The organism is Cytobacillus sp. (genome assembly GCF_032154635.1).
Taxonomy (GTDB): Bacteria; Bacillota; Bacilli; order Bacillales; family Cytobacillaceae; genus Cytobacillus.
In genome coordinates this window covers 94,026-112,546 of the sequence record NZ_JALDXW010000004.1, presented here as the reverse complement: position 1 = coordinate 112,546, position 18,521 = coordinate 94,026, and the positions used below count along the sequence as shown (strand labels likewise).

The 18,521-nt window shown below is 37.8% G+C and carries 19 protein-coding genes and 1 riboswitch; of the genes, 4 read left to right on the top strand and 15 right to left on the bottom strand.

The genetic code is table 11. The features are described from left to right. The first annotated feature begins 103 nt into the window (after positions 1-103). Complete coding sequence (locus RUH74_RS04975) at positions 104-739, top strand: hypothetical protein (RefSeq protein WP_313799154.1); 636 nt, start codon at positions 104-106, stop codon at positions 737-739. A gap of 55 nt (positions 740-794) precedes the next feature. Here RUH74_RS04975 and RUH74_RS04970 read toward each other — a convergent pair whose 3' ends face one another. From RUH74_RS04970 to RUH74_RS04960, 3 genes are all read right to left on the bottom strand, one after another. Next, entirely contained in the window at positions 795-2,090 is a 1,296-nt protein-coding gene (locus RUH74_RS04970) for an NCS2 family permease (protein WP_313799153.1), read from the bottom strand. A 136-nt stretch (positions 2,091-2,226) separates the two neighbouring features. Continuing rightward, positions 2,227-2,328: riboswitch (purine riboswitch) on the bottom strand. 184 nt (positions 2,329-2,512) lie between these two features. Next, positions 2,513-3,439, bottom strand: coding sequence for a cyclic di-GMP-binding domain-containing protein, MshE-related (locus RUH74_RS04965; protein ID WP_313799152.1), 927 nt, complete (start codon positions 3,437-3,439; stop codon positions 2,513-2,515). Further along, positions 3,432-3,818, bottom strand: coding sequence for a response regulator transcription factor (locus tag RUH74_RS04960; protein ID WP_313799151.1), 387 nt, complete (start codon positions 3,816-3,818; stop codon positions 3,432-3,434). Before RUH74_RS04960 ends, RUH74_RS04965 begins: the two co-directional genes overlap by 8 nt. Before the next feature lie 240 nt (positions 3,819-4,058). Between RUH74_RS04960 and RUH74_RS04955 the strand changes: the two genes are divergently transcribed. After that, entirely contained in the window at positions 4,059-4,955 is an 897-nt protein-coding gene (locus RUH74_RS04955; RefSeq protein WP_313799150.1) for a YitT family protein, read from the top strand. 46 nt (positions 4,956-5,001) lie between these two features. Here the strand turns inward: RUH74_RS04955 and RUH74_RS04950 are convergent, their stop codons facing one another. Then, positions 5,002-5,532, bottom strand: coding sequence for a hypothetical protein (locus tag RUH74_RS04950; RefSeq protein WP_313799149.1), 531 nt, complete (start codon positions 5,530-5,532; stop codon positions 5,002-5,004). A gap of 169 nt (positions 5,533-5,701) precedes the next feature. Here RUH74_RS04950 and RUH74_RS04945 point away from each other — a divergent pair, with 169 nt between their 5' ends. Beyond that, entirely contained in the window at positions 5,702-6,568 is an 867-nt protein-coding gene (locus RUH74_RS04945) for a YitT family protein (protein WP_313799148.1), read from the top strand. Between the two features lie 59 nt (positions 6,569-6,627). Here RUH74_RS04945 and RUH74_RS04940 read toward each other — a convergent pair whose 3' ends face one another. The 4 genes from RUH74_RS04940 to RUH74_RS04925 form a co-directional block, all read right to left on the bottom strand. Next, on the bottom strand, positions 6,628-7,266 hold the full coding sequence (locus RUH74_RS04940; protein WP_313799147.1) for an O-methyltransferase: 639 nt from the start codon (positions 7,264-7,266) through the stop codon (positions 6,628-6,630). Beyond that, positions 7,253-7,591 carry a hypothetical protein gene (locus RUH74_RS04935; protein ID WP_313799146.1) on the bottom strand — a complete coding sequence of 113 codons (339 nt, stop codon included), beginning with the start codon at positions 7,589-7,591 and terminating at the stop codon, positions 7,253-7,255. The genes RUH74_RS04940 and RUH74_RS04935 overlap by 14 nt, the downstream gene beginning before the upstream one ends. 205 nt (positions 7,592-7,796) lie before the next feature. Continuing rightward, positions 7,797-7,967 (bottom strand): hypothetical protein, encoded by a 171-nt coding sequence (locus RUH74_RS04930; RefSeq protein WP_313799145.1) that lies wholly within the window; start codon positions 7,965-7,967, stop codon positions 7,797-7,799. 175 nt (positions 7,968-8,142) lie between these two features. Next, positions 8,143-8,994 carry a VOC family protein gene (locus tag RUH74_RS04925; RefSeq protein WP_313799144.1) on the bottom strand — a complete coding sequence of 284 codons (852 nt, stop codon included), beginning with the start codon at positions 8,992-8,994 and terminating at the stop codon, positions 8,143-8,145. Between the two features lie 133 nt (positions 8,995-9,127). Here RUH74_RS04925 and RUH74_RS04920 point away from each other — a divergent pair, with 133 nt between their 5' ends. Next, entirely contained in the window at positions 9,128-9,460 is a 333-nt protein-coding gene (locus tag RUH74_RS04920; protein ID WP_313799143.1) for a winged helix-turn-helix transcriptional regulator, read from the top strand. A 71-nt stretch (positions 9,461-9,531) separates the two neighbouring features. Here RUH74_RS04920 and RUH74_RS04915 read toward each other — a convergent pair whose 3' ends face one another. The 7 genes from RUH74_RS04915 to RUH74_RS04885 form a co-directional block, all read right to left on the bottom strand. After that, positions 9,532-11,130: a HEAT repeat domain-containing protein gene (locus RUH74_RS04915; RefSeq protein WP_313799142.1), complete on the bottom strand. Its 1,599-nt coding sequence runs from the start codon at positions 11,128-11,130 to the stop codon at positions 9,532-9,534. A 316-nt stretch (positions 11,131-11,446) separates the two neighbouring features. Continuing rightward, a complete protein-coding gene (locus RUH74_RS04910) occupies positions 11,447-12,859 on the bottom strand; it encodes a SpoVR family protein (RefSeq protein WP_313799141.1) in 1,413 nt (470 codons plus the stop codon). 247 nt (positions 12,860-13,106) lie between these two features. After that, positions 13,107-14,090: a tagatose-bisphosphate aldolase gene (lacD, locus tag RUH74_RS04905; protein WP_313799140.1), complete on the bottom strand. Its 984-nt coding sequence runs from the start codon at positions 14,088-14,090 to the stop codon at positions 13,107-13,109. Positions 14,091-14,105: 15 nt separating this feature from the next. Continuing rightward, entirely contained in the window at positions 14,106-15,041 is a 936-nt protein-coding gene (gene lacC, locus RUH74_RS04900; RefSeq protein ID WP_313799139.1) for a tagatose-6-phosphate kinase, read from the bottom strand. Positions 15,042-15,068: 27 nt separating this feature from the next. Next, positions 15,069-16,217 (bottom strand): N-acetylglucosamine-6-phosphate deacetylase, encoded by a 1,149-nt coding sequence (gene nagA, locus RUH74_RS04895; RefSeq protein ID WP_313799138.1) that lies wholly within the window; start codon positions 16,215-16,217, stop codon positions 15,069-15,071. Between the two features lie 42 nt (positions 16,218-16,259). Next, the gene (locus tag RUH74_RS04890; RefSeq protein WP_313799137.1) at positions 16,260-17,429 is read right to left on the bottom strand and encodes an AgaS family sugar isomerase; all 1,170 of its coding nucleotides are present in this window, start codon (positions 17,427-17,429) and stop codon (positions 16,260-16,262) included. A gap of 15 nt (positions 17,430-17,444) precedes the next feature. After that, on the bottom strand, positions 17,445-18,314 hold the full coding sequence (locus RUH74_RS04885) for an ROK family protein (RefSeq protein WP_313799136.1): 870 nt from the start codon (positions 18,312-18,314) through the stop codon (positions 17,445-17,447). Positions 18,315-18,521 lie beyond the last annotated feature (207 nt).

The following is an 18,521-nucleotide window of genomic DNA, read 5'->3' as shown; positions in this document are numbered from 1 at the left end:
TATACTTTCTCTTTCAACAAATCCAATTTTTCCCTCATGTGTTCATTGTTTTTGGATATGCTAATAACCGGGACAAGAATACAATAAAAAAGGAGTGTATATTATGAAGAAACTTTCAATAATCGCATGTGCTTTAAGTTTCTTTCTAGTAGGTTCAGGCTTTTGCCTCGCACCTAATTTAGCAAATGCAGAGGAAGGAAACAACCAGGAACGCCTCCATAGCCCCCACCACCCTTTTTTAAAAGATGCTGATTTCAAGCGTCTTAAGGATCTGGGCTATACGAAAAAGGAGATCCTTAAAGCAGCACACATCGCAAAGTTTGCTGATAAAAAGGTTGATGACGTGCTGAAAATATATAAAGAAAATCATTCTTCCTGGGATAAAACAGCTGCGCATTATGGCTTAGATATGGATAAGCTAAAGGAAAAATGCCGTGAGCAGAAGGAAAGGTTCCTTGAAAAGCATAAAGAGGATGTCATAGAAAATGTGGCAGAATACACAGGGAAAACAGAAGCCCAAATTCAAGCTTGGATTGATGAAGGAATTCCATTAAGGTTTATTGTTAGCGGGGCAACGATGGCAAAGGCAAGCAATAAAGACTTAAAGGAGCTTATCCAAATGAAAAAGAGGGGCCAAGATTACCATGATATTAAGAAAAGCCTCGGTCTTGATAAAGGAAAAATCTATGAAGAAATGAAAGTTTTAATGGGGAAAATAAAAGAGGATATAAAGGATTAAGTATTTTCAGGAAATCATCAAATGGCTGCCAGAGTAATCTGACAGCCATTTTCAATCATGAAAGATAGATAAAATACGCGATAAATGCAATGCATAACCCATACATAATCGGGTGAATTGCCTTTGCTTTTCCTAATGCAAGCATGGTAACAGGATATAGAATAAAGCCTAGAGCAATACCTGTAGCTACACTGTACGTTAAAGGCATCATTAAGATCGTTACAAATGCAGGAACGGCAATTTCAAGCTTGCTCCAGTCAATTTGCTTTACTTCCATTGCCATTAAAGCCCCAACAATAATGAGAGCAGGAGAAGTGACTTCAGCAGTAACAACACCTAGTAATGGGGAAAAGAATAGAGCCACCGCAAAACAAGCAGAGATAATGATAGAAGTAAATCCGGTTCTCCCTCCCGCTGCAATCCCTGCATTTGATTCAATCATAGCCGCTGTTGTTGAAGTTCCAAATACAGCTCCAACAACAGTCGCACTCGAATCTGCCAGCAGCGCCTTCCCTGCATTCGGAATCTCATTATCCTTCATCAAGCCTGCTTGGCTTGCTATTGCAATCAATGCACCAGCTGTATCAAAAAAAGCAACAAATAAAAAGGTAAAAATAACCGCAATCATTTCAGGGGTAAATATTTGATCAAGATGTGAAAAGACCTCACCAAATGTTGGCGCCATGCTCGGAATTGCACCGACCATTTTATCTGGTGTATCAATAATACCTACGATCATTCCGATTATTGAGGAAATAGCCATCCCTAAGAAAATAGCCCCTTTTACATTTCTCACCATTAATATAATAGTGAGGATAAAGCAAAAGATAGCAAGCATTGTTGCGGGTGCCTTTAAATTCCCTAGCGATACAAATGTCGCTTCACTTCCGACAACGATGCCCGCATTTTTTAGTCCAATAAATGCAATAAAAAACCCAATCCCCGCCCCAATGGCATGCTTTAAATCCTTTGGAATCACATTGATAATTTTTTCGCGGATTTTAAGCAAGCTTAAGACGACAAAGAGAATACCTGATACAAAAACCCCTGTTAATGCCGTTTGCCATGGAATCCCCATACCGATGCAGACGGAAAAGGTAAAGAATGAGTTCAAGCCCATGCTTGGACCAATCCCAATCGGGTAATTAGCTAATAAACCAATCAATAATGAACCGATAATAATGGACAAGGCGGTCGCTGTAAAAACTGAGCCTTTATTCATCCCTGCCTGGCTTAAAATAATTGGATTAACGATTAATATATAGGCCATAGATAAAAAAGTTGTAAATCCCGCGATCGTCTCTTGTTTATACGTTGTCCCTCTTTGCTGGAACTGAAAAAATTGTGACATTGAAGTATCCCCTTACTTAAAAAATGCTGCCTCATACTAGTATTCACCAAAGCACTATAAATAAAAAAAGCTTCGCCTTAAGCGAAGCTGCCAAATTTTACATAAGAGAATGAATTGCTTTCTAGTTTAATAGATAAACAAAACCTTTTTCCCATGTAGTCAAGCTATTTACGGCAGCTCGGTAGAAACGTCCAGTCCATATTACTGAACATATACAGGTAATTATGAGTTTAATATAATGTTCACCATTTTAGCAAAGGGGAGATCAACAGTCAATTTTACTATGTATTCCGTTTGTTTGAATTTTCGTAAATGCACGACCACATGCCAGCTTGTTCATTTAATCAGACTGACAATTTTTCTTGCGGAGAAACGGCTGCCCAAATGATGAGCAGCTTTCTTATGTTCTACACCGTTATGTTCTACACCGTTTGATTTTCTTTTGGTTTTTCAAATACAACCACACTTTCTGGCAGGTAAGAAAGTAGTAGCTGAAATGATCCTTTTGATGTTTGAACGGAAACACATAAGGCGTTTTCCTTTGAAACAGAAACAGCAGAAGCATGATCTACCTTTTGCGGTTTCATCTCTAATTCGGTTCCTTTGTTAGACATATTCACTAGGAAGATGCCATTATGTAAATTTAAAAACTCACTAACTGATGCTTGGGCTAGTTCATCTGCATCCGTTAATTCTTCCTCAGCAAATGCGGAAGCAATTTCTAAAAATACTTTTTCATCTGCTGCAATAGCAGTCCATAATGGTTCTTCCCCAGTTATTTCCTGAGAAACAAGCCACTCAGCCTCTACATTATTTGCCTCACTTGCTTCTACATATACCTCATCGTCGATGAACCGTACGATATTTTTAACAAATAAAGATACATATTCGGCGTATCCCTCTTTTTCGGTATGATTCATTTGAACAAGGCTACCAACGATCGCATCAATATCACCGCTCTTAATAGCTTCAAATTTTTCATCTGATAGGCTATGTACTCTTTTGTACTCATTAAGAGCTTTCGTGAATTCTTCAATTGTCATATAATTTTGGTCAACTACTGCCTGTGCAAGCAATAAATGATTTTTCTTTTGTGATGATAGCATGATCTCCACTTGTTCATTCGATAAATACCCAAGTTCCACTGCAATTTCCCCGAATCGTTTATCCAGCTGTTTTTGCTTTTCATGGATTTCTTCCACTTGTTTAGAGGTTAGTAAGCCTTCATCTACAGCTATGACACCGAATTTCACATGTGTTGTCTTTTGAAGGTCAAGCGCAGTTTTGAGCTGCTGGGCAGTAATTAAGCCATTGTTTAATAAATAATGCCCAAAATATTGACTAAACATGTGCACTCTCTCCTTTGATAACCTTCTCAATAATTGCCGTGATTGCTTCTAAGGTAATTGGCTTCTGGATAAAATCATATGCGCCTAGATCAAGTGCTTGTTTCAAATAGGAATTTGTTCCAGCAGATGACGCCATGACAACCTTCATTGCTGGGTTTTCCTTCATGATCTCTTCTAAAGCTTCCATTCCATCTTTTCCTGGCATGACAATATCCATGAAAATCAAATCTGGCTTCGTTTCCTTTGCTTTTTGGATTGCTGCATGTCCATCTTCCGCTTCCTCTATCGAGTTACATTTACAAACTTCTAATATATTCTTAAGCTTTTTTCTAATCAGTGCAGAGTCATCACAAATTAATACATTCAATTGCTTTTGCATCTTTCATCACTCCTATTTTTTGATTATATAGGTTAAAAGTTCTATAAATTTGCACAAAACTCCTTCTCTAAACCAAAATATATTTCCTTTTTCCTATTCGTTTTGTGACATTTTTGACATTTTCTATGTTTCCTTTTATAAGAAATAGTTAAAAAAATGTTATAATAGAAGGAATAAATGCGTACAAAATTGACAAAAGTATTCCTTGTCATACAAAAGTAAGTAATTGGGGGAAACTATATGATTGAACCAACAACAGAACAGGCAGTCATCAAAACCGTTCATAAAGGCTTAACAAAAACTAAGCTTGTTAAAAGCATCTTCTTTATTATTCTTGGCTCTATTTTAATGGGCGTTGGAATCGAAGAATTCTTAGTTCCAAACAAAATTTTAGATGGTGGAATTGTAGGCATTTCTATCATTTTGTCTCACTTAACACATGTAAAACTTGGCTTATTTATCTTCATATTAAACATCCCCTTCTTCTATATTGGCTACAAACAGATCGGGAAAACCTTTGCCCTGTCCACCCTATTAGGGATTGCCGTCCTTTCTGTTTCTACCATTCTTCTTCACGATGTTCCCGTATTTACGAATGATCCCCTTTTAGCAACTGTATTTGGCGGAATTATTTTAGGGACTGGCGTTGGGATCGTTATCCGCTACGGCGGCTCCCTTGATGGCACAGAAATCCTTGCAATCATAGTAAATAAAAAGCTACCCTTTTCGGTAGGAGAAATCATTATGTTTTTTAATATTTTTATTTTCGCTTCCGCTGGCTTTGTCTTTGGCTGGAATCGGGCCATGTATTCTGTACTTGCTTATTTTATAGCTTTCAAGACGATAGATGTGGTTATTCAGGGGCTTGATGAATCAAAGTCTGCCTGGATTATAAGTGAAGAGCATAAAATAATTGGTGATGCGATTCTTGCAAGGCTTGGCCGAGGTGTGACCTATTTAAATGGAGAAGGCGCATATACCGGAGATGATAAAAAGGTTATATTTTGTGTCATTACCCGATTGGAAGAAGCAAAGTTAAAGTCAATTGTCGAAGAACTGGACCCGAATGCCTTTCTAGCTGTAGCAAATATTTCTGAAGTTAGGGGAGGAAGATTTAAGAAAAAATCGATTCATTAATATTTGCAGATAGAAAAAAGTGCCGATACACCGCGGCACTTTTTTCTTACTCTGGATATAAATTTTGAAACATTCTCTTCATAAAGTAATCATCTTCACATTTTTCTCTAGTAAACTGAATCTTCTTCCCCTTTTTGACTTGTTTATCGTGAATAACCCATTCATTATCATTACGTTTTAAATGGATGGCTGTATTTTTATATCTCTTGTCTTTATAGAAAATATATGCCGTATTCGGATCGCCGTGAAAAAAATAGATCCTCTTCTCTCCAATCGACTCTCCGCTTACATGATCCTTTAAACTTTCAATCTGCCTATCCTGTTTTCCAGTTAGAACGGTATATTTCATTAAATCAATCATATTTAAATACATGCTCTGATCAATAATTTGGTCATATTTATGACCAAAGCTTGTAAAAATATCGTCCATGACTTGTTCATTAAATTTCTTATTATCGATATCCTTCTTTCTTTCACAATCGATCGTTTGTTTATTTTCCTCTTGTGCAAAGACAGAACTCGTGCCATTAGGTAGTAAAAGAATGAACAAAATTAATAAACACTTCATTTTCTTCAAAGAATCACCTCGGATTGTATTTTTCCAGTAACCAAAAAAAATATTCAAATGTTCCTGTTATTTTCACTAGAAATATTGGGAAACTATATACGATCTAGGGGATATTATTTGAAAAAATGTGTTCAACACGGTATTATTTTTTTCGAGTCAAAAATTAGGATGGTGAAAGATGGAAAAGAAACATCGATCGGAAAGTAAGCTGCATCTTATTTATCGTTACATTATGCTACTCATTGGCGCAACACTTGCAGCATTAGCAATTGAACTTTTTTTAATACCAAATTCAATTATTGATGGCGGAATTATCGGGATCTCCCTGCTTATTAATCATTTAACAGATATTAGCTTTGGAATCCTCGTGTTCATTTTTAATATCCCTTTTATCTACTCAGGGTATAAAAATATCGGAAAGAACTTTGCTTTTTCCTCCCTTTTCGGTATTGTTGCATTAGCCATTATCGAACCTCAATTACATCATATTTCTCCTTTTACAACCGAACCTTTATTAGCAACCGTTTTCGGAGGATTATTATTAGGAACTGGGGTTGGAATGGTCATCCGTCATGGCGGCGCTTTGGACGGAACAGAAATACTAGGAATTCTATTGACAAAGAAGCTGCCATTTTCAATTGGGGAATTTGTCATGTTCTTTAATGTTTTTGTATTTGGCTGGGCAGGCTTTGTTTTAGGCTGGGAACAAGCGATGTATTCGATCATTACCTATTACATTGCCTCAAAAATGATTGATTCTGTTGTCCAAGGATTAGAAGGCGATACGAAAGCAGTTATCATCGTATCTGACCATTATGAGGAAATTTCCGATGCCATAATTGATCGATTAGGGCGAACTGTAACGAAACTAAAGGGAAAAGGCGGATTTAAAGATAACGAGAAAGAAGTAATCTATGTAGTCGTTACTCGATTAGAAATTTCTAAACTTAAAACAATCATTAGCGAGATTGATACAAATGCCTTTACTACAATCATGGATACGCAAGAAGCACATGGAAGTAAGTTTAAATCAGCTATACACTAAAAATAAAAAAGATGCTTAGAGTTTGTGCTCTGAGCATTTTCTTTTTAACGGGCTACATCCTATTTCTTTACTTTTGCCACTGTCATCCCATCACCAATTGGGATAAGAATGGATTCTAATTGCGGATGCTTAGCCACCGTTTTATTGAATTTCTTCATAAATTCAGTATGACGTTTAGGAGGGGCATCTTCGTCTGCAACACTGCCGCCTGCAAGTACGTTATCCATAACAATTAGTGCACCTGATTCCGCTAGTGTAATGCAATACTCTAAGTAATTTTCATAGTTTTCTTTGTCAGCATCAATAAAGAAAAAATCATAGCACATATGATCTTCAATTAGTTTTTCTAAACTTTGCAAAGCTGGTCCCGTCAAATAAGTAACTTGATCGCCAAAGCCAGCTTTTGCTAGATTGCTATATGCCAGTTTTGCATATCTTTCTTCCAATTCAAGGGACGTTAGCTTCCCCTCCCCTCCAAATCCTTTGGCAAGGCAAATTCCGCTATAGCCGCCTAGCGCTCCTATTTCCAACACATTTTTAGCACCTGATATAGCAACAAGCATGGTTAAGAGTTTTCCTGATGCGGGGGACACTGAAATATTGCGCATTCCATTTTCTTGTATAGATGAAAGAACTTCCTCCAAAATAGGATCTTGATTATGAAACAATGAATCGATATACATATTAATTTGTTTCATTTACATCTATTCCTTTCTCCTCATGTTCTATTGACCGTTTTCTATCCAGTTCTGCTGCTTCGCTTTCGTACAGTTCAAACAACTGTATGAATTCGTTAATAACCATATCAATGGCTTTTAATTCACCTACTAAAATTTGATTAATCGATTGAAACTCAGGTTTTTCTAGCTGTTCCTTAATGGTTGAACGTTTAAGGTTCAGTATCTCTAAAAAAGCAATCGCTCGCCCTCGGCGGAACGTTTTAGGCCCATGCTCTTTTCCTCTGGGACGCTCACCACGGCGGTGCCCTTCTCTCTTATGTTCTTTCAATTTATCACTTCTCATTATTGACCTCCTCTTTTTGTATACATTTGTATACTCGATTAAAATGTATACAAATGTATACAGAATGTCAATATAATATTAAAGCACCATCATTAAGTTTTGTCCCATAGAGGACATTTTTCTTACTTATTTAACATAAAAAATAAACAGTCCATTTCATACGAAATTGGACTGTTTTTGATTGCTATTCAATGTGTTCATTAAATTAGCCGCATTCACCTTCGTTCCCGCTAAGGACAATCGCATTTCTTCCACGATCATACTCAATAACAAGTTCCTTCACATCCTCTTCCAATTGTGGATCAATAGCAACTTGTATATCATTCATAATTATTACTTTGTCCTCTGCTTCAGGCTCATCCAGAGCCATTCCCATCTGGGGTCCTCCTCAGCCAAAGCCTGCAAAGTATATTCGTATCCCTTTAGCATTCTGATCCCGCAATACTTGCTTTAGCAAGTCCCGGGCTTCGTCAGTAATGTTCATTAAATTTACCCCCTAAATGATAAAATAACATGTGAAGGAGTTTGTGTAAAATGAACGATTTTCACTTTTACAGGCTGAGCAGGATTTGATTCCCTGAAGGATCTGCCGTCATATATTGACCGTTTTCTTGAGTAAAAACTGCACCTATTTTATTTAAACTAGCAACAGCACTCATTCTAGCTTCCTCATTAGGGAAAACGAGCGTAAAATTTGTCAAGCCAACACTGTCCTCAGATGGAGCAGGAGCCCCTACTCCATTCCATGTATTCAAACCAATATGGTGATGATAGCGGCCAGTAGAAATGAATAAGGCCTGTCCGCCATATCTCGTTACAATATCAAATCCAAGTCCCTTGCAATAAAACTCCTCTGTTTTGTGCAATTCGGAAACATGTAAATGAATATGTCCCATGATCGTACTAGAAGGAAGTCCAGCCCACGGCTTTCCATCCCCCTCAGCAAGAATGCTTTCAACATCTAACCGTTCAGTAGACATGACTACTTCGTTATGATTCCATTTCCAAATTGAAGATGGGCGGTCCGCATAAATTTCTATTCCATTTCCATCTGGATCAGCTAAATATAGTGCTTCACTAACAAGATGATCTGATGCCCCCTGTAGCGGATAGCCAATTTTAATAAAGTGTTCAATCACTCTTGCTAAATCTGATCGAGAAGGAAGCAAAAGTGCATAATGATAGAGCCCTGTCGTACGTGGCTGTTTTGGACGAATATTTTCTGGCTGTTCAATCGTTACTAGCGGCGTCTTTCCATCTGCAGATAAACTTGCTTTGTTATCTATTTGCTCTAATAATTGAAATCCAATAACTTGTTGATAAAAAAGGATGGATCGCTGTAAGTCAGCAACCTTCAAATGAACATGACCAACAAAAACATTAGGCTCACGATGAAAATTCATAGTCGTGTCCCTCCTTAAAATAATGTAAGTTAGTTACTTATTGTAAGTAATTATATTTTTATAAATTATATATGTCAAGTAACTTTATTATTTGCTGTAATGGAGGTTATAATGTAAGAAGGAGTGATGAAAGATGAATAAATCTCTTATATGTCCAAGATTTGAAAAGGCAATGAGCATTATTAGCCAAAGATGGACCGGTTTGGTTATTTATCAGCTGTTACATGGGCCACAGCGTTTCAGCACAATTGAAGCGGCAATTGGGATAAGCGGAAGAGTGCTTTCTGAACGGCTAAAGGATTTAGAGCAAGAGGGAATTGTTAAACGAGAAGTATTTCCTGAAACCCCAGTGCGGATTGAATACTCATTAACAGATAAAGGATTATCATTAAAGCCGCTTATGAAGGATATTGAAAAATGGTCACAGACTTGGCTTGATCCAGTTGATGCTGGTTCCGACAAGTAAAAAGCAATGGAGCAAAACCCTCCATTGCTTCATTCCCATAATCACCCAATAAAAATATAAACTCCTGTTTTTTAAAATCCTTTTATACAGAATTCAATTTGCATTTTTTCACTTTTTTCTAAATCACAACCAGATGGCGCTAAAATCTTTTTGAGCGATTCAACTTGTGTTCTGGTTGGAGCATCGAAAGTTCTATTGAAATTAGCTAACCAATTAGTAAACCGAGATCCACCTAAATGATGTATGTTGCTATCCGTTTTGTTGACATAGAACTCGATAATATACTGAATGGATTCCCATTTTGGAAGCGAACACAGGAGAAGGGCTGCATTATATTTCGTATGCTCGTAATTTGACTGATTATACATACGATATAGGATGTCTTTCTTGTTAATAAAAGAAGTAGTTAATAAACACCTCATCGCCTCTTTAGATACACCTTTATGTTCATGATTTAGCATTTCTATCAAGTTATCAATAAATTTATCCGCATCTATCATCATAATTGCACGGATAGTTGCTTTAACAATAGCAATACGATTATCTTTTAAGAATGGAAAAAGCAACTCTAGATGTTCTATATTCCCTACTTCACCTAATCCTAGAATAGCTCCTCGAAGATTGAGAATAGAATTTTGCTTTATGAATGTTTCATAGTAAGAAGCAACGTTTGTGATCTGCTGTTTCTTTAACAGATATCGGGCTAAAGACCTTATTGCTCCACTTTTATCTACAAGAGCATTTTCTAATTCACCTATGCTTTGATCAGGATAAAAAGAGCAGTATCTCTCTAATACTTTTGCTCTAATCATTGGGAAATTGTCTTTTTTCAAGATAGAGTAATACTCATTAAACTCATCCTGACTAATATCATTAATTATTTCATTAAAAAGGAAAAGTCGTGAATGTGGCTCTCTTTCTGCCTTTAGATAATTTACCAGCATTTTTTTATTAAACGTATTTGAGTAAATAATAACTTTATAGCAAAAGTATCGTATTTTACTTATTTCAGATTTTGTCCCTTGGTCTATCGACGGAAAGGATTCCTTTTGCGATAAGAGCCTAACCACTTTTTCAAAAAGTTCACTATGGTCATCTCTTTCTGCATTTCTAAGTTGAAAGATAAGTGGTAAGTTCTGTACAAGATGATCGACATATTTTATAGTTAATCGATTTTCAACATATTTTTTTGCCGTTACCCTAACTTCTCTAACCCAGTCGTTACATCTAAGAATTAAATACGCTAGTTCCACCCCAGATGAGAAGGAATTTAATTCATGTAATGCTTTTTCTCGAAAGTATCCATTAGGGTGAAATGAACATAGACCTAAAATGCTTATCTTCTCATTTTCTGACATACTTGGTAACAGCAAGTTCCTTGGGGACTCATCTTTCCAATCATACGTCCACTCCAATGAAGTTCTTTCACGGAAAATTTTATCAAGCTTGTATAACTGACTATTGTTTAATGTTGAAATGCTCTTTTGAAGTACCTTTGCAGTTTTAATCTTTAATCTTTCTGAGCTTGTTAATAAAAACGAAAAAGAAATCGGTATTTTAGTTATTTCGTTCTCGTCTTTAAGAGCTTCTAATATCTCATTTATATACTCCTTAGCGTATTGATTAGCAGGATCATTCGTTTGCTTTTTTTTGAAAAGACCCCATTTCATTCTTTTTCCCTACTTTCTACTACCTTCTTCAAGCATTTTTCTATACTTTAAGGTTTGCATTTCTTTCGAAAGAAATATCTATCTCATCAAAAGAATTCAATATAGATAAGTAATATCCTTCAGTTCGGATATCATTAATAATACAATATCATACTAACTTTTCCTTCAATTTAATTTCGTTCCAAATGAAGCAATTTCCCTATCATTAAAAACACATATTTCGATTTTAAATGCCGGTTTATATCGTTGATTTTTATAGCATAAAAAGATAAAATTTAAAAAACAACGACAATTCATTTGCCGTTGTTTTTTAAATTTATAAATACTTGCGATGAATCGCTTTCCCATCATACGTAAACAGCATATTTTTCCCTTCGACGATTGTTTCGATATGGACGCTTCTGCCCCAAAGCTGCTGTACATACGGCAGGACCTTTTCCAAGTATTTTAAATCTAGCTCGATGCCTTCGAACCAGTGCTTTAAGTAAAGCTCTCCATTTTTCAGATAATCGCCATCAGTTACAGTTAAATAAGGAAAACCGCCATTGACACGCATACTTACTAATTGATCTCGAACATTTTCCCATTGCTTATCAACTACTTTATAGTCCTTGCCTTGTTTTTGAAATAAATACATATCCTCACGCATAACAAGATCTTTTGTTAAATAATTTCGCAAAAAGGAGATGTCAGATTCAATTTCACGAACCTCAAACATTTTTTCACGCCCTGAACCTGGCTGCACCCCGCGTTTTTTCATTTTTTCTGACGGGTTATCATATCTTTCTTCAATATCCTCGAAGATCTTCAAGCCTAAATAATATGGATTGATATTCGTTCTAGATGGCTGAACAACCCCGGCATTTAACTTCGCAAATTCAAGTGCCTCACCGCTTGTTAAATCCATTTCACGCAAAATTCGCTGGTGCCAGTACGATGCCCAGCCTTCGTTCATGATTTTTGTTTCTAGCTGCGGCCAAAAATAAAGCATTTCCTCTCTCATCATCGTTAAAATATCTCGCTGCCAATCCGATAATTCCCTGCTATAGCTTTCTATGAATAAGAGGAGATCCTTTTCTGGCTGTGGAGGGAACTTCTTCTTCTTTTTTCTGACTGGCTTCGGTTTGTTTCTGTCATCCAGATTCCATAAATCATCATATGGAGAGGAGGAGACTGCTTCTTCCTCCTCATATTCATCATCATGTAAATTCCACGCTAGCTTCGGCCTCATGAGGGAAGGATCGATATGCTCCTCAATCGCCAAGACAGCATCAAGAAATGTTTCCACTTCTTTTTTTCCATGCTCGATTTCATATTGCCTAATGCGTTCCGCTGTGGCAGCCATGCTTTCTACCATATCACGCTTCGTGTTTTGAAAACGGACGTTATTTTTAAAGAAATCACAATGGGCCAAGACATGTGCAACGATTAATTTATTCTGAATAAGCGAATTTGAATCAAGTAGAAAGGCATAGCAAGGATTTGAATTAATGACAAGCTCATAAATTTTTGATAGCCCAAGGTCATAGTGGAGCTTCATTTTGTGAAACTGCTTGCCAAAGCTCCAATGAGAAAAGCGCGTTGGCATGCCATATGCACCGAATGTGTAGATGATATCTGCAGGACAAATTTCATAACGCATAGGATAAAAATCTAAACCGAAGCCGGTCGCAATTTCGGTAATTTCGTGAATCGCATAATTTAGTGCATTCCGATCTTCTTCACGCATTCCTACTCCCCCTTTTTCGTCTTATCACAATCTATGAGAAAAAGGCGGGAATCATGTATTATATGGTCAATCTTCCAAGGATTACACAAAAAATCCCTTAGGGGGATGCTTTAAGCATCATCCTATGAAATAAAAAAATAATCTTAAAGAAATATGCATGCTGTAAATGTTCATACACTATAACATGTCATTCTGACAGGCTCTATAAAACGCGGAATTTGAAGCATACTTGACTAGTAACATAAAGTCACTTTACTTTGTCAAACCAAGAACTAGCCGTCTTCCTTAAAACTGCATTTAGTTCCTCAATATTCCTTTTTCCTGTATTCTGCAGCCATTCACGTCCTGCCTTTTCCCCATCTGCAGCAAATATGGCCACGCCATCCTTCCAGGTTGCACGTCCACATAATACCCCATTAAATGTAGAGCCTGAATTTTTAGCAAATGTTAGTGTTTCTTGGAATAGCTTTGCACTGACACCAGCACTTAGGAAGATAAATGGAAGTCCAGTTGCCTGACTTTGCTCTTTGAAATAGGATGCGGCTTCTTCTTGGCTATATACAGCCTCGTCTTTTGCAAATCCTTCTACAAAGTTCATATCTACAGGAACCTCAACTTTCAGCACATCCACTTGATACTGCGGCTTAGAGAATTCCTTCATTGCTTCAATTACCTTATGTGGCTTCACTTTTGCATACTCTTTGCTCTTCGCATCAGCAATTTCCGCATCATATGTAACAATTTCTAAGAAAAAGGGAATGTCTTCTGCAGCACACTCTGACCCCACTCGCTCCATATAAACATGTTTAAAGTCGTTAATTTCCTCCGACTGATCCACATCATAATATAGCAGGAACTTGATCGCGTCAGCGCCAGCTTCTTTCAGACGTTTTACTGACCATTCAGATAATAAATCTGGCAAACGTCCCTCGTCTTCCGCATCATAGCCCGTTTTTTCATAAGCCACTAATAAGCCGGCATTTTTATCACGTAGCTTTGCGGCAGGTAAACCATATTCAGGATCTAGTAAAATAGATGTGGAATAGGGAGTTAATTCTTCAGAAATTATTTTTTTAAAGTTAATCACTCCTGCATCACCGATTTCATTCGAATGAGCAGCGATCATTTTTTTCAAAGATCCGCGCTGATCGATCGCTAATGCACCGATTACACCATTTTCATCTGATATACGTTTTAGTGCATCTAATTTGTTTGTGGTAAGTTCCACCATCATCATTCTCCTTTATCAATCTATTTTTTCTACCTTAATTAAATCAAAGTAATGGTCAAACTTTTCCATATTAATAGAACCAGTTCCAGTTTCCACCGCATTTAACATTCCAGTCGTCATCGCTGTTTTCAGCAGAGTTTCTGCAGAATTATCCCGTTTCAGGGCTACCGCAAATCCTGCAACGGTTGCATCACCAGATCCTACAGGATTGATGACATCTATTTTTGGGATCGTAATCCGGTAATAGTCCGCATGATGTCTGACGATGGCACCCTCACTGCCCATGGAAACAATAATCCATTCAACTCCTTGGAACATATCCTGTTCCAAGGCTTGCAGAATACTGTTTGTATCATTATTCACATCCATACCAAGCAATTGTGATAATTCTTCTGTATTCGGTTTAATAGCAAATGGCTTCTCCCCATGCAGCAGCACTTGTTTCAATGCTTCCCCAGAAGTATCCAGAATCACTCGTATACCTCTTTTGTTGCTGATCTCAACCATTTTGCAGTAAAAATCAGCTGGTAAGCCTTTTGGCAAACTGCCTGAAATGGTCACAAGCGATACGGCAGAAAGCAATTCTTCATAGATGTCCAAGCATGCTTTCCCTTCATCTTCAGATAATGCTGGACCTGATTCTACTATTTCTGTTTGCTTGCCTTCATGAAGAATCGCGATACAATTTCTTGATTCCTTTTCAATTTTTAAAAAGGTATTGGGAATGGAACTTTTGTTTAATTCTTGAATGATATATTCACCAATTCTGCCTCCCAGCACACCGGTTGCTAACACGTCTTCACCCATTTGTACAATTACTCTGGCAACATTTAAGCCTTTGCCGCCTGCTGTTTTGCTGACATGTTCCACACGGTTGACATCATCAAGCTTGAATGGGTCAACCTGATAGGAAATATCAACCGAAGGATTCATTGTTACAGCTAAAATCATTGCACTCACTCTTTCTCGTTGATTAGGCTAAGCCCGATAACGACAGATACCATCCAAATAAGTTGCTATTAAATCCATTGAAGGATTCAAAACGATAAAGTCGGCATCGTACCCTTTGGCTATCTTTCCGCATTCACTATCAATATGAACGCTTTTAGCCGGGATCGTACTTGCCATATAAACGGCCTCTGCTGGTGTGGCAATCCCCCACTGGACAACGTTTTTGACCGCATCCTTTAGTTGCAGAATACTGCCTGCCAAGCTCCCGCCTTCCAAACGGGCAGCGCCAGCATTAACCTTAACAGGAAATTCTCCTAGCTGATACATTCCCTCAGGCATCCCGCCTGCCATCATACAATCCGTTACCATAACCATTGAATCTCTGCCACGGGCATTCATTAAAATGTTGGCAGCGACTGGATGAACATGGTGTCCATCACAAATAATTTCGGCAAAAACATCTTGAAGACTCATTGCGGCACCAACCATTCCAGGCTCGCGATGGTGCAGACCACTCATCCCATTAAAGGTATGTACAAAAATGGACGCCCCTCTATCGACCGCATGCTTCGCTTCTTCATATGTAGCATCACTATGGGCTAGGGCCACAGCAATCTTTTCTTTCACTGCATATTCTATAAATTCTGCGGCCCCTTTTCTTTCGGGAGCAATCGCGATTTTTTTTATCAATTGATTCGATCGTTCCTGCCAGATCTCCAGTTCAGCAATTGAAGGGTCACGGAAGTATTTTGTATTCTGGGCACCCTTATGCTTTTCTGTAAAGAAAGGCCCTTCCAAAAAGATTCCTTTAATTTTTGCCCCTTTCACTTTTGCATAATTGGCTCCAATCATATCAACCACATGATTTAATAGTTCATGAGAGGATGTTAAAGTAGTAGGCAAAAAGGAAGTGACACCACAGGATAACAAACCTTCTGAAATCTGGTTCAATCCATCAAAGGTATAATCCATGATATCGTGATTTTTAAACCCATGAATATGTGTATCTACTAAACCAGGTGCAATCCAATGCCCACGATAATCGATGATTTCAGCAGCTGCATCCGGTCTCTTTTCTGTGAAAGCACCAAACTTCCCATTTTCAATTTCTAAGAAGCCTGGGCCTGCCACCTGATCATCAAGAAAAAACTGATCGGCACAAATAAATGCAGACATAATTATTTCCCCTAACTATTAAAAAGTTCTAGACTGCCAAATCTATTGTTCATATCTATGAATAGTAACGCCTTTCACTACACGGTTAACCGTTCCAGTTGGTGAAGGGGTGTCTGGGGTATTTCCTACTTTAATAGAAGCCAAAAGTGAAATCGTTTGCCCCACCATCACATATGGCAATGCCAAGTATGCATCTGGAATGGATTGTCCATCCCCATCAAATGTGAAAGTGTGCCCATCATAATTCTTTATACCCTTGACTTCGATGGCGCAGATATAATCGGCAATATCATCATGCTTTAATTCATTTAACATATCTAAGTCATATTGACGTGTATATGGATGATTTGAAACGAAAACAAAGGCTGCTGCTTTTTCATTGACAAAAGACTTAGGGCCATGACGGAATCCTAGCGGCGAATCATATGCAGTAACAACTTTTCCAGCTGTTAGTTCCAGAATTTTTAATTGTGCTTCTTTTGCCAAACCTTCTAAGCTGCCAGAGCCAAGGTAAATTATCCGATCAAAATCACGATCAATCATATGCTGAATGTCTTGCTCCCTATGAATGACACTTTCACCCATTTGACGAATGGCTTGAACAATCTCGGTTTTTTCTTCCCATGCTAACGAATCAAAGACAAGCAGTGCTGTTAATGTCATGCATGAGTAGCTTCCAGTCATGGCAAACCCTTGGTCATTCGCTCTTTCAGGCATAAGCAATAAAAGATTATTTTTATCTCCTTTTGCTCTAAGAGCCAACTCTCCGCCACTTGCACAAGTAATTGTTAATTGATAAAGATTGGTTACAAGCTGTTCAGCTAATTCCACCGTTGCTACACTTTCAGGGCTATTCCCGCTTCGTGCAAATGAAACGAGCAAGGTCGGAACATCTTCTTTAAAGAATTCATATGGATTGGACACTATAGAAGTAGTCGGAATACTCAATAATTCCCATTGATGCTCATCCACTTTTCCTTTTAAGTAAGGTGCAACTGTATCACCAACATACGCAGAAGTCCCAGCACCGGTGAAAATGACACGAATTCTTTCATGTTTATCTGATATGTTCTTCAAGAATGCTTGAACTTCTTCCCTCTTTTGCTCATATAATGCAACTGTTTCATCCCATAATTCAGGCTGCTGCTTGATTTCCTCAGTTGTAATAAACGCACCTAAGGATATTAATTTTTCTTTACTAAGTGTAAACATTTCCGACACTCCTCTTTATATATCTTCGAATACACGCAATCCCGCACCGATAACGCCATTATTATGTGCTAACGTACTAATGCTCATCTGGTCTAAAAGATGCTGCTGTTCGGGAAGCTGATAGATTTTCAATTTCTCTTTAATTAAATCAAGCAAAAAGGGATTATTTACAATTACGCTGCCGCCAAAGACCATTCGATGCGGATCTAGTAAACTAGAAATAGAGTAAAGTCCTTGAGCCAAGTGATTAGCCATTTCCCTAATGATTGATTGACATTCCTCTGATCCATTAATATATCCACTAAACACTTCCTTTGTTGGAATGCCCGCAATTTTCTGAATGCCAGGGCCAGCAGAGATTGTTTCCAGCCGTTCATTCCCCATCCCCGAAAGAACTGGAATGAGCCCCAGTTCCCCGGCAAAGCCAGCTCCTCTAATAAAGTCCCCATGATGAATAATCGAACAGGCAATACCTGTACTGATTGTTACATAAACGAACGTTTCATTTGTTCCTCCTTGGCCGGTTTTCCATTCAGCAAAAGCAGCCATATAAACATCGTTATCCAAGGTAATTGACTTTATGCCAAAATGTTCCTGAAGCCTTGCGGCAAGCGGAAACTGCTGCCAAGGCAGATTATTTTGATAAATGGCAATGCCGTTCTCACGTTCCACTTTTCCAGGTACCCCGACGCCGATGCCTGCAAAGTCAGAAAAAGATATCCCTTCAAGCGCTTGTTCTGCAGCTATAACTACTTGTTTAAACATGTTTTCACGATCAGTAGGATCACTTTCCACCTCTACACGGTTCAGCAGTTCTCCTGATTCTGAAACGATTCCTGTAGCAATCTTTGTCCCTCCTATATCAATACCGAGAGCCCTTTTCATCTTTTCACCTCTAAAAACTAAGACGTCTTATACATTGGGAACACCTATTACACCGAATCCCAACTTAAATTTTTTCTTTTTTTTCGACATTTAAAGTTGGGTTGTTGGTACAAGTTATACTTAATAAAAACTCATAGCCAATGTACTATGAGTCTTTTTTAATGTCTTTCACTATGAAACCACTAAAAGAAAGTCAGACTTCAAAAA